Source organism: Candidatus Jettenia sp. AMX1 (assembly GCF_030263775.1).
GTDB classification, from domain to species: domain Bacteria; phylum Planctomycetota; class Brocadiia; order Brocadiales; family Brocadiaceae; genus Jettenia; species Jettenia caeni.
This window is the reverse complement of record NZ_SZPP01000034.1, coordinates 37874-49480: the sequence shown is the minus strand read 5'-3', so window position 1 is coordinate 49480 and position 11607 is coordinate 37874. Positions and strand designations below refer to the sequence as shown.

Annotated in this window: 12 protein-coding genes; 9 read left to right on the top strand and 3 right to left on the bottom strand. The window is 36.5% G+C overall.

Annotated features, from left to right (window positions below):
• Together FBQ94_RS11100 and FBQ94_RS11095 are read left to right on the top strand one after the other, a co-directional pair.
• On the top strand, window positions 1-358 hold a 358-nt coding region (locus FBQ94_RS11100), incomplete at its 5' end, for a glutamate ligase domain-containing protein (RefSeq protein WP_285442133.1).
• Window positions 359-494: 136 nt separating this feature from the next.
• Window positions 495-749 carry a hypothetical protein gene (locus FBQ94_RS11095; RefSeq protein ID WP_007222799.1) on the top strand — a complete coding sequence of 85 codons (255 nt, stop codon included), beginning with the start codon at window positions 495-497 and terminating at the stop codon, window positions 747-749.
• Between the two features lie 284 nt (window positions 750-1033).
• Here the strand turns inward: FBQ94_RS11095 and FBQ94_RS11090 are convergent, their stop codons facing one another.
• From FBQ94_RS11090 to FBQ94_RS11080, 3 genes are read right to left on the bottom strand one after another with little or no spacing between them, the layout of a single operon-like run.
• Window positions 1034-2404 carry a sigma-54-dependent transcriptional regulator gene (locus FBQ94_RS11090; protein ID WP_007222798.1) on the bottom strand — a complete coding sequence of 457 codons (1371 nt, stop codon included), beginning with the start codon at window positions 2402-2404 and terminating at the stop codon, window positions 1034-1036.
• Between the two features lie 18 nt (window positions 2405-2422).
• Window positions 2423-3076 (bottom strand): coiled-coil domain-containing protein, encoded by a 654-nt coding sequence (locus FBQ94_RS11085; protein ID WP_007222797.1) that lies wholly within the window; start codon window positions 3074-3076, stop codon window positions 2423-2425.
• Window positions 3077-3121: 45 nt separating this feature from the next.
• Window positions 3122-4642 (bottom strand): HAMP domain-containing sensor histidine kinase, encoded by a 1521-nt coding sequence (locus FBQ94_RS11080; protein ID WP_007222796.1) that lies wholly within the window; start codon window positions 4640-4642, stop codon window positions 3122-3124.
• A gap of 360 nt (window positions 4643-5002) precedes the next feature.
• Here FBQ94_RS11080 and FBQ94_RS11075 point away from each other — a divergent pair, with 360 nt between their 5' ends.
• From FBQ94_RS11075 to FBQ94_RS11045, 7 genes are all read left to right on the top strand, one after another.
• Window positions 5003-6139 (top strand): PAS domain-containing sensor histidine kinase, encoded by a 1137-nt coding sequence (locus FBQ94_RS11075; RefSeq protein WP_007222795.1) that lies wholly within the window; start codon window positions 5003-5005, stop codon window positions 6137-6139.
• 28 nt (window positions 6140-6167) lie between these two features.
• Window positions 6168-7526: a sigma-54-dependent transcriptional regulator gene (locus FBQ94_RS11070; RefSeq protein ID WP_007222794.1), complete on the top strand. Its 1359-nt coding sequence runs from the start codon at window positions 6168-6170 to the stop codon at window positions 7524-7526.
• A 51-nt stretch (window positions 7527-7577) separates the two neighbouring features.
• On the top strand, window positions 7578-8156 hold the full coding sequence (locus tag FBQ94_RS11065; RefSeq protein WP_285442132.1) for a MarC family protein: 579 nt from the start codon (window positions 7578-7580) through the stop codon (window positions 8154-8156).
• Window positions 8157-8227: 71 nt separating this feature from the next.
• Entirely contained in the window at window positions 8228-9286 is a 1059-nt protein-coding gene (locus FBQ94_RS11060; protein WP_007222792.1) for a peptidylprolyl isomerase, read from the top strand.
• 315 nt (window positions 9287-9601) lie between these two features.
• On the top strand, window positions 9602-9961 hold the full coding sequence (locus FBQ94_RS11055; protein WP_007222791.1) for a hypothetical protein: 360 nt from the start codon (window positions 9602-9604) through the stop codon (window positions 9959-9961).
• A gap of 51 nt (window positions 9962-10012) precedes the next feature.
• Window positions 10013-10576, top strand: a complete 564-nt coding sequence (locus FBQ94_RS11050) for a hypothetical protein (protein ID WP_007222790.1) — start codon at window positions 10013-10015, stop codon at window positions 10574-10576.
• Entirely contained in the window at window positions 10573-11595 is a 1023-nt protein-coding gene (locus FBQ94_RS11045; protein ID WP_007222789.1) for a radical SAM protein, read from the top strand. Before FBQ94_RS11050 ends, FBQ94_RS11045 begins: the two co-directional genes overlap by 4 nt.
• Window positions 11596-11607 lie beyond the last annotated feature (12 nt).

The following is an 11607-nucleotide window of genomic DNA, read 5'->3' as shown; positions in this document are numbered from 1 at the left end:
ACGAGCGGCAAGGGGGCTGTATCCCGGGAAAAGGATATGGTGTGTATTCCAACCGCATCAATATAGCCGAACCCGTCATTTACTGAAGGGGTTCTCAAGGTCCTTTCAGAATGCAGATAAGGTAATTTTTGCGGATATTTATGCAGCCCGTGATAGTGAATATGAGAGGACGGCGATGAACTCGATGAAATTATGTGAGGAGACCCGTACTATGGGTGTTGATGTACGTTATATTCCACACTTAGGCGATATCACAAAAGAGCTTTCTTTCCAGGTAAAACCCGGCGATGTGGTAATAACAATGGGCGCAGGTGATGTAGGAAAAGTTGCTTATGATTTAGTATCAAATTTAGGATAAAAGGCTGTTGGCAAGCAGCCAACATTTCTATGCTTAAATTTCTAAACTCAGGTTTATTTTATTATGATTTGTATTTTTTCATGAGAGTGTTCTCAGGAGCGTGGGATATTTTTCCTAATCTAAGGAGGAGAAGGAAATGTTGAAGAAGTTAGGTCTTAGTGTTGCTTTTGCTGGTGCATTGGTTTATAGTGGTGTATTAAATACCGTATTTGTAAATTCTGTTACAGCGGAGGAAAAAAAGGAAGAAGAAAAGAAGAAGGAAGGTGGGCACTTAATACAGCTCGTAACAGAAGAAAAGAAGGAAGAACAAAAGAAAGAGGGCCACCTTATACAATTAACAACAGAAGAGAAGAAGGAAGAAAAGAAAGAAGGCGGACACTTAGTACAATAAGTGAAGATTCCTTAATTTGTAAGTAGTATTCTCGAAGATAGATAAAAAAGGGCAACTCACTGAGTTGCCCTTTTTTGTTGTTCTTTTCCCAATTAGTTGCTAAAAGCAAAGGCACTTTTCACGACCAGAGAGGAATACCGGACATCATGAAATCCATAAGCCTTTCGTTTTAATCACTTTGATTTTATTATTCATCCCGCTCTTGGTGACTACGGGACTTTTACTGTCCTGGAATTTAGATTTAAAAGAACTGAGGAAGGGTACGGAGGTTTTTCTGCGGCTATTTACGGGGAAATATGTTTATAATGTTCAATATTGATATTGTATTTTTTAATTAATTTATAAATTTCAGCCCTATTACGGTTTGCCATTTTTGAAGCTTTTGAGATATTCCCCTTGCTTATTTTCAGGAGATTTTCCACATACTCATGTTCAAATCTCTCCTTGGCGTCTTTAAACGAGTTGAAGGTACTCTTTGGTGTTACTTCTGCGTTGCTAAACATGTCTTCCGGAGTTATGATATTTTTATTACTCATGATAGTGGCATGTTCAACTTTGTTTTTTAATTCACGTATATTGCCAGGCCAATCATAGAGGGCCATCCTTTGGAGTGTAGCCGGTGTAAATTCAAGAGCATCTTTCTTCAGTGCTTTGCAAAATTCTGTCATAAAATAATTCGCCAATAAAGGGATATCATCCTTCCTTTCCCTTAAAGGGGGAAGATAAATAGGCACAACATGTATGCGATAGAATAAATCTTCACGAAATATTCCTTCCTGTACGGCTTTTTGCAGGTCTGTATTTGAGGCGGCAACAACCCTTACATTGACCTTGATATTTTTTGAGCCGCCAACAGGTTTAATTTCCCTTTCCTGTAATACCCTTAAAAGCTTGACTTGTAATGTTGCTGAAGTATTGCTAATTTCATCTAAAAAAACAGTTCCTCCTTCAGCCCGTGTGAAAAGACCATCCTTTGATTCATGGGCGTCTGTATATGCGCCGCGTATGTGTCCAAAGAGCTCATTTTCCAATAAGCCTTCTGGTATGGCGCCACAGTTCGTTGCGACAAAAGGACCCTTCGACCGGTTACTGTTGTGGTGGATAGCCCTTGCAATCATCTCCTTACCTGTGCCACTCTCTCCATAAATGGAAACAGTACAATCAGTTTGGGATATTTTTATGACCCGTTCGAAGATTTCCTGCATTTTTTTATTCTGGGTGATAATGTTCTTAAAGTTGTATTGTTCATTGAGTTTACTTCTGAGCTGTTCGATTTCCCGGGTAAGCCTTTGTTTTTCAAGGGCATTCTTGATAAGGATGGATAGTTCTTCATTATTAAAAGGTTTCGTTATATAGCTATACGCTCCTTTGCTCATGGCTTCAACTGCGCTTTCAATGCTTCCATGTGCCGTCAGGATAATAATGGGAAGTATTGGATTGCAACCCATGATTTCTTCCATCAGTTGGATTCCGTTTTCTTCAGCTAATCGCAAATCAAGGATAACGAGGTTAAAAGCAGTAGTAGATAATGCTTTTTTGGCTTCTTTGCTATCCTTTGCTGTTGTAACATGATAACCTAACGCTCTTAAACGCATCTGGATAACTTCCAGAATATTTGTGTCGTCATCAATAACTAATATTTTCTCATTTAGCATAATGTTATTTTGTAGAAACTATTCTGCCTCCTGTTTTTTTTCAGTTATGGTACCGTTTCCCTGTTTTACTTCTGATGGATTTACTGGTATTGTGTCTTTAATACTCGTATCGACTTGTTTCTTTTTCTCTTCCATTTGCACGTCTACTTCCCTGAGTTTTTCTATATCTTTTTTGAGGAGTTCAATTTTAGAATCAGCGCTGTAGAGTTCATCAGAAAGTTTTCCAATCTCTTGGTCTTTCACGGAAAGGCGCTCTAGCAGATCTGTTTTTTTGAGCTTTTCAATCTCATCTCTGAGCGTTTTAATTAAATGATCTGATGTTTTCAGTGTGTCGGTAAGTTTCCCAATTTCCTGATCTTTCGAAGAAAGACGGTCTAAGAGGTCTACCTTTTTGAGCTTTTCAATATCATCCTGGAGTGTTTTGATTGTCGTTGAGGCAGTACGGAGTTCATCGGTAAGCTTTCCAATCTCCTGATCTTTCCAGGAAAGACGATTGAGAAGATCGTTAATAGTTTTTTCTTTAACCTGAAGATCTGTTTTGATTATTTTAATTTCTTCATTTTTTTTGCTTAATTCTCTTTTCGCTGACAGGCTGGCGCATCCGGTATTCATAAGAACTGGAAAAAACAAGAGTAAGAAAAAATAATATTTTTTCGTTCTTACTATATTCATAGGGTTTATTCTCCAATGAGTTTTCTGTTAAATTATCTTAACTGTTTAAGTGTAGTTGTATTTTAGTGGCAGTGTGAAATGAAACGTAGTGCCTTTTTGTTCTCCATTGTTTTCTACCCAAATTTCACCTCCGTGATCAAATACGATCTGTTTTGCAATAAAGAGTCCTAACCCGGTTCCCTTCGTACAACCTTTTCCTTTATTATCCACCTGTTGAAATTTATCGAAGACTTTTTCGTGATATTCTACCGGTATTCCAATCCCGGTATCTGATATGCTGACTTGAATAAAAGAATGCACATTATTCATCTGGTTTTTTTCTCCATGACCAGGGGAAAAACTACGGGCATTTACCTCTTTTACTTTTATTGTGACAGTGCCCCCTGATGGAGTAAATTTAATGGCGTTGCTAAAGATGTTATCTATTACCTGAGCAATTTTATCATGATCTAATGAAATTTCAGGAATAGAAGTCCCATTTATATGCTGAAAGGAAATGTTTTTACGTTCCGCAAGAAAGCGTAGTTCGCCAATGCTTTTACGAATGATATCATGGATATTTGAGTATTGAAAATTATATCTCATCAATCCTGCTTCTACCCGGGAAATATCCAGGATGTCATTAATCATTAATGTAAGCCGGTGTGTGCTCTCCTTTATAATATTAAGGAGTTTAATTTGTGGTTCAGAGACTTGGCCGGCAATTTTATCGAGCATGAGCTCATTAGCTTCCCGGATAGCAGTTAAAGGGGTTTTCAGATTATGTGAGATACTGGAAATAAACTCCGATTTCAGGAGATCAAGTTCTTTCAGTCTGTTACACATCTGATTGAACGCAGTCCCCAAAGTACCAATCTCATCTGTGGATGAAACTGCGATCCGATAATCTAAATCTCCCTGAGAAATGCGTTCTGTTGCTTCCTGCAATGTTTTTATGGGTAAACATATACTGCGGGTAAAGAAATAGGAGAATATCGTTCCGAATAAGATTGCAGATAAGATTAAAGAAAGGGCTACTTTGGTAGATTTGTGCACGATTATTTGTAATAATTCAATCTTTTTAATTAATGCAGTCTGTTGAGACAGGATTATTGTATTGATAGATTTAGTAATCTGTTCAAGGGTATTTTTCTTTTCTTCTTCATAGCGGGCATCAGGTGGAATGATATTGTCTTTACCTACGAGAATAAATTCCTTAGAAACAATTGCAATGTATTTATTATAAAATTCTTTTATCTTATGTATTAATACTTTTTCTTCTCCGGTTATATATTCTTCCAGAGATTGAAGCCGGTCAAAGAAATCTATTTTTTTCTTATCAAAGAGGTTTAAAAAAGCCTGGTCATTTGTAATCAGGTATTTTTTCTCATTTCTGACCTGCTCGAGAAGGCTATCTATCAGCTTTTCTCCATTCTCTATGGAAGGGATATCGGATTTCATAACTGAGTCGGTAACTTTCTTCAGAAAATTCAGGCGAAAGATTAAATAAAAACTTGTTGATAACATAAACAGCGTAATTATTATGTAACCGAAGATAATTCGTCTCCACAGGCTATTTTTTATCATAATTTTTTGCTTACTATACTTTACATCAAAAAGTTATACATAATTTTGATTCAAAAATTTGATTTGGATTTGGAATAGAGTTACCTATAGAAAATATTTTTTGTATGATAATTCCGTTATTCAAAAGATGTAAAAAAGACCTATACAACGAAATGCAAGAATAAATAATGCAGCATTTTATCTCATTGAGAAATTTTTATCAAGGATTAATACAAGAGAGAAAATATATAATTGCGCTGTTACTAAGGTTTCTGATATAGTATTTTTTTTATGGACTCTTATCGTAATTATAGTTCTGTTTATTTCCTCAGCGAATTGGGAGATAATCCTAAAATAGTTCTTTTCATGTGAGGAGAAACGGTGGAGGTATCTGAGAAATTTCTACAAACAGCCCTTGATGGCATTCATGATTGTATTAATATTATAAATAAAGATTTTCAAATCATATTCGTAAATGAAGCTGCAAGTAAGATGGGTGGGAAGAAACGGCAGTCGATGTTGGGAAACAAATGTTATACACAACTATGGGAAAAAAGTGCTCCTTGTGAAAGCTGCGCAACTGGAAAGGTCTTTGAAACTGGTAAGTCTCAACAGGTAATTAAATGGGAAACGGGATTTGATGGTAAGAAGTATTGTATGGAGCATTTTGTATTCCCTATTGCAGACAAAGAAGGAAATGTGGAGTATGCCGTAGAAATTTTTAGGGATATTACCGAAAGAAAATTATTCGAAGAAGAGCGGGAACAACAACGACTGGAGCTGGGTAAACGAATACGTGAACTTCGGCATGCCTATGAAGAGCTTGAATCTTTGCAAAGTCAACTCCTGCAAACGGAAAAAATGGCTTCTATTGGTCTCATTGCATCAAGTCTTGCTCATGAACTAGATACACCTCTTGCAACGATTTCCGGTTACTGTGAATTATTGGCAGAGGATACCCCTGATGAAAAGTTATTAGGGCGGATTAAGACCATTTCCGAACAGATAGTAAAATGTCAAAAGACCATCAGAAATCTGCTCGATTTTTCAAGAAAATCTAATTATGAAAGAAAATTGTGTAATATTCATCATTTAATTAACAATACCTTGTCGCTTATTGAACATCGTTTGATAATCCGTAAAATAAAATTACACAAAATTTTTAATGATAAGGTGCCTCTGTTATTCGTGGATGGAAATCAAATTCAGCAGGTAATTTTAAACCTTATCAATAATGCAGTAGATGCCTTACCGAAAGGAGGAGATATAGGTATCGAAACCAGGATAAATACAGAACCGAAATCTGTTGATATTGTCTTTGAGGATAACGGATTCGGTATATCTGATGAAGACCAAAAACATATCTTCACCCCTTTTTTTACCACGAAAGAACCTGGTAAAGGGACGGGATTAGGATTATCGATTTGCAATAATATAATCTTAGCCCATAATGGTAAAATAGTGTTAGAGAGTAAGGCAGGCACTGGTACGAAATTTATTATATCACTGCCAATATGAGTAGTAATTGAGGTAAGGGATAAAAGTTTTGAAGAAGATATTAATTGTAGATGATGATATAGCAATGGGGGAGATGTGTAAGGAACTCCTCAAGAGCAGGGGATATGTATCGGACGTTGTTGCAAGCAGTAAAGAAGCCATTGAAAAGATATCTATGGATGGAATATATACTATTGTCCTTACTGATTTAGTTATGCCAGAAATGGACGGTATAGAAGTCTTAAAGAAGGTTAAACAGCAAAATCCACATATCGATGTAGTTGTCATGACCAGTTATGGCACTGTTACCAATGCCGTAGAAGCTATGAAACTCGGCGCTTCGGATTATATTACGAAACCGTTCAAGCGCGATGAACTTATTATTATTATTGAAAAGATATTACAAATGCAGCGACTGGAAGGGGAAGTGGACCGGTTACGCTCAGAACTCGGTGAAAAATATACCTTTGGTAATATTGTTGGTGAAAGTGTAAAGATGAGAAAGATCTATGAAATTATATCAAACGTATCTAATACGGAAGCTAATATCCTGATTCAGGGAGAGACAGGAACAGGCAAGGAATTGGTAGCAAGGGCTATTCATTACAATAGTACTCGTAAGAATTATCCTTTTGTAAAGGTAGATTGCGCTGCCTTGTCAGAGACGTTATTGGAGAGTGAACTCTTTGGCCACGAGAAAGGGTCATTTACCGGAGCAACAAAAGATAGAATTGGTCGTTTTAGAACAGCAGATCGAGGTACCATATTCTTAGATGAAATCGGCAATATTCCTATGACGGTTCAGGCAAAATTACTTCGTGTTTTGCAGGATAGTGAATTTGAGGCGGTAGGAAGCGACCAGCCGGTAAAAGTGGATGTACGTATTGTTGCCGCAACCAATGCAGACCTTGAGGATCGTGTTGAAAAAGGCTTATTTCGCAGGGATCTCTTCTATAGGTTGAACGTTATTCGTATTTTTCTTCCTTCTTTAAGAGAGCGTATGGACGATATCCCCATGCTTGTTTCACATTTTCTTTCTATCCATAATACAAAGAATAGGAAAACAGTAGAAGGGATTTCGCGTGAAGCGCTAGGTAAACTCATGTCATATGCCTGGCCAGGCAATATACGAGAGCTGGAAAACGTTATCGAACGTGCGGTAATTCTTTGTAAAGGAAAGATGATTGAGCCTGTAGACATCCCTTTGTATCAGGAAAAGACAAGTTTTAAACAGGACTTGTCCGGAAAGTCCCTTCAGATATTAATGGATCAGGTTGAGCGCCAAATAATTGTTAACACTATGGAATTGGTGGAGGCAGATAAGGAACAAGCTGCTAAAATACTCCAAATCTCACGTGCCAGTCTTTATAATAAAATAAAAAAGCATAAAATTACTGAATTGTTGTAATCTCATATAATTCAATAATCCAAACTTATGGAAATTCTACAAAACTTTAACATGGAACATGTATATAACTATCTCCTCGCTTTTATACCAATTTTTGTTGCAATCGATGTCATAGGGGTATTGCCTATTTTTATGTCACTGATGGATGGTATAAAAAATCCGCTCAAGACAAAAATTATTAATCAATCTATTATCACCGCTCTTTCAGTGAGTGTTAGTTTTATAGCTATTGGTAAGTTTGTTTTTTCTGTATTGGGAGTTGAAATATATGATTTTAAAATGGCTGGAGGACTCTTATTGCTTGTTTTTGCCATTAATGATTTGCTTTTTGGAGAGAAAGAAAAAAGGGTTATGACCTCAACCATAGGGGTAGTCCCTTTAGGTATTCCCCTTGTTGTAGGACCGGCTGTTTTGACCTCAATTATTATTACGATAGATACTTATGGTTACATTCCCACAATGGTTTCACTCCTGGCAAATCTTTTTATTGTGTGGATTGTACTCTTGAAATCTGATTTTATATATCGACTTATGCGTGAAGGGGGTTCAAAGGCCTTTGCAAAGGTTGCCTCTCTGTTACTGGCAGCCATAGCGGTGATGATGATTAGACGGGGGGTAAAAAAGAAGTAATTTGACTTTATGAGCCAAAATATATTAAAATTTGGAGATTGTTATTTTAAATTTTTTTATAGGAGAAACTAATGATAAAGGGATTTACCAGGCAGATGGGAATTGTAATGAGTGGAATACTATGCATTCATTTAAGTGTTTTCGCTGCCGAAACAGAGACAAAAAAACCTTCTGCATCAGCAAAAAAAGCTACTGAATCACCTAAAAAGGAAGCCTCTGCATCTAAACAAAAAGAGGCTGCGCCTGCCAAAAAGGAAAAAGACGCAAATAAAGACTCAAATAAGGTTGCTGCAACAGTAAATGGCGAGGCAATTACCCAGGGAGAGGTTAATAAAATACTCAATAGGTTCACAGATAAAATAGATAAAGAGCAAATTCCCGTAGTGACTAAACAGATACTCGATGGTTTGGTTACCCAAAAACTCATTATGCAATTTATTAAGGATAAAAAGATTGAAGTAAGTCAGGCAGATATAGATGCAGAATTGGAAAAAGTAAGGAAGGACGCTGAGTCAAATCCAAGTTTACAGGGTCAAACGCTGGAGCAAATACTTGCATCTCATGGAGGTAGCATTGATGATTTAAAGAGGGATATAAAGATATCACTTTCCTTGGAAAGGTATTTTGGGAAGGATATTGATGACCAGAAAATAAAGGCATATTTTGAGAAGAACAAACATAATTATGATGATACCGAGGTAAAGGCAAGTCACATCCTGGTGGATACACGGAATATGAAAACAGAGGAAGAACTGGCACAGGCAAAGGAAAAAATCAGCAAGGCAAAGGCAGAAGTAGATGCAGGAAAAGACTTTGCAAAAGTTGCAGAGCAGTATTCCGATTGCCCGTCTGCAAAAGAAGGTGGAGATTTAGGGTTCTTTAAGAGAAAGGGAAAAATGGTTGAGCCATTTGCTGCAGCGGCATTTGCGCTCAATGTCGATCAGGTAAGTGAACCCATAAAGACAGATTTCGGGTATCATATCATAAAGGTGACAGAAATAAAAAAGGGAGAAGAGATTAATTTCGACGATATAAAGCAAGATGTTAAAATGGATATGATGTCGGAAAGCCTTAATGTTACGTTAGCACAACTGAAACAAAATGCTAAGATAGATATTAAGACTAACTAACAGATAAACAGATACCCTTTATTCTTTTCTCATACAGGATTTTCATGAAAAAAGCTTCCCGTTCCAAACAGGATGGGAAGCTTTTTTTATATCTTAAATCCTGACTGATATTTAATTTGATTTTTTAGTCTCAGTATATTATCTTAGCTATATACTAATTAAGCTCTCCTAGTGTAAGTAGATAGAACAAAATTTACAGGAATAATAATTTTGACTATCTCATCGGTATGTGATATATTCCTCCATAATTAATTCAGATAATTGCGAATAACCTATTCAATTGTACTGATATTGAAAAAGGAGGTGTTAGTTATTATGGTAGCAAAGAAAAAAATTACGAATAAACTGGTATTGAATTCCTTTTTCAAGATAATCACTATTGATGGGAAGGCAGAACAAATAATAACAAAGATTAGAAGGACAATTTTTTTTGATAATGAGGATAGTTTTCCCTTTTCTAAGATAAAAAGAGTAGAGGTTGTAAAAGAGATACTTGACTCCGTGCCGGATAACTATATACGATACTTAGTCTTGCTCCGTTTAACGGACGGAAAAAAGATGTTGATAGATGAAGTGGGTGAATCCTCTAACCGGGGTGGTCTTAAGGAAATGAAAAATCTCGGGAAAAAGATTAGTATGATTACCGGTAAAGAGCTTAAAGTTTGTGAAGAATAAAAAAATGCGTATCTTTAAATCAAGGATGGTCAATCATGAGGAGGTCTCTTTATGAAATACATAAAATGGTGTGCAATTGCAATCAGTATAATTATATCAGGGATACCAGCTTTATCAAATGCATTTGATATTCAGTTAACCCCTGAACAGATACAGGAGGCGGATGAATACGGTAAAAAACATAAAGGGAAGGATATTTTTTACAGTGATACCGTAAAACAGGCCTGTTTTGGAGAGTATCCAAAAGGACCAGGAGGCCTGATAATGAGCAAATATATGAGAATTGCAGTTACTTCGGCTATGCATGCAATGAAAGAAAAAACCCTTACTGCCGAAGATATAAAAGAGATTCAGCATTCCACGACGTTCAATGTTGTAGTAAATATTGATGAGGATATTCAGGCTCTGGAAGACGTTCAGATTATGTTAAAGCAAGGAACAAATATTATACTGCCGCAAAATACGGAGTTTGGTATGAAGTATAAAGACAGGCGGCAGAGTGTCGTTGGTATTTTTCTCTATGATAAAATAAATCCTAATGCAGATACAACTATTCTTATTAAAACGAGAAAGGATCAGAAAGAATATAAGATTGATTTTTCTGATGTAAAATGATTAACACTTTAGAAAATAAACAGATCGGTCCGAGAAGGACATTGAGGGACAAGCTTTTCGATTATTCCTGTCAAAAGATAGGAAAAGAAAAGACAAAATTCCTCTTTAAATTATATGATTTAGGGCGGTTTGATCTTTTTGGTAAACCCAAAGGCGCCATTGGCGCAATTGATATCACCAATCGCTGTAATCTCCGTTGTAAGCATTGCTACTTTTATGCACATGATTATGAGGGGCGGCCAGAGCTTACCGATGATGAGTGGATAGGAAAATTGGAAAGTTTAAAAGAGACAGATTTTCCCTTTTATCAATGCTCCTGGATTGGCGGCGAACCCTTACTGAGAAAAGATTTGATAGAACGTGGGATGAAATATTTTAAGTCGAATCTGATAGCTACAAATGGCACGATTGAACTTCCTTATTGGCCTGATGTTAACTTCTATATATCGGTGGATGGCAAAAAGGATACCCATGATGCCATTCGTGGAATGGGTTGCTATGATAGGATAAAAAAACATGCTAATAGGCCTGAATTAAAGATCTCTGTATCTATGGTAATTAATACGATGAATTACCAGGACATTGAGTATTTTCTGGAAGAATGGAAAGATGTTGGCGTTAAAGGATGTTTATTTCAGATATATACCCCCATAAAAGGATTGAAAAATAATGATCTCTGGCCAGGTTGGAGATTGCGCGATGAAATATTAGATAAACTGCTGAGATTGAAAGATGAGAAATATGGCGATTTTATCGGTGTTCCTAACCTTGTTCTTAAACTTATGAAGTCTGATAAGTGTAAAGAAATTACGAGAAATTGTGTTTTTAAAAAGGTCTCCTTTTGTCTGGATCCTCAAGGCCAAATAAAAAAACCATGTATGATGGGACCGCAAGCTGATTGCTTGCGGTGCGGATGTGTACTTCCTTTCCATATGTGGGCTCTTGAAGATAAATGGCTCATGGCAAGAGAGCTTCTCATGTCATTGAGGCGGAAGATTGGCAAAAGAGTACTACGGTAAGATTGCAGAGTT

Excerpts from the sequence above, each read along its gene's own strand:
- FBQ94_RS11095 (WP_007222799.1), top strand. The coding sequence starts at position 495 with ATGTTGAAGAAGTTAGGTCTTAGTGTTGCTTTTGCTGGTGCATTGGTT.
- FBQ94_RS11090 (WP_007222798.1), bottom strand. The coding sequence starts at position 2,404 with ATGCTAAATGAGAAAATATTAGTTATTGATGACGACACAAATATTCTG.
- FBQ94_RS11085 (WP_007222797.1), bottom strand. The coding sequence starts at position 3,076 with ATGAATATAGTAAGAACGAAAAAATATTATTTTTTCTTACTCTTGTTT.
- FBQ94_RS11080 (WP_007222796.1), bottom strand. The coding sequence starts at position 4,642 with ATGATAAAAAATAGCCTGTGGAGACGAATTATCTTCGGTTACATAATA.
- FBQ94_RS11065 (WP_285442132.1), top strand. The coding sequence starts at position 7,578 with ATGGAACATGTATATAACTATCTCCTCGCTTTTATACCAATTTTTGTT.
- FBQ94_RS11060 (WP_007222792.1), top strand. The coding sequence starts at position 8,228 with ATGATAAAGGGATTTACCAGGCAGATGGGAATTGTAATGAGTGGAATA.
- FBQ94_RS11055 (WP_007222791.1), top strand. The coding sequence starts at position 9,602 with ATGGTAGCAAAGAAAAAAATTACGAATAAACTGGTATTGAATTCCTTT.
- FBQ94_RS11050 (WP_007222790.1), top strand. The coding sequence starts at position 10,013 with ATGAAATACATAAAATGGTGTGCAATTGCAATCAGTATAATTATATCA.
- FBQ94_RS11045 (WP_007222789.1), top strand. The coding sequence starts at position 10,573 with ATGATTAACACTTTAGAAAATAAACAGATCGGTCCGAGAAGGACATTG.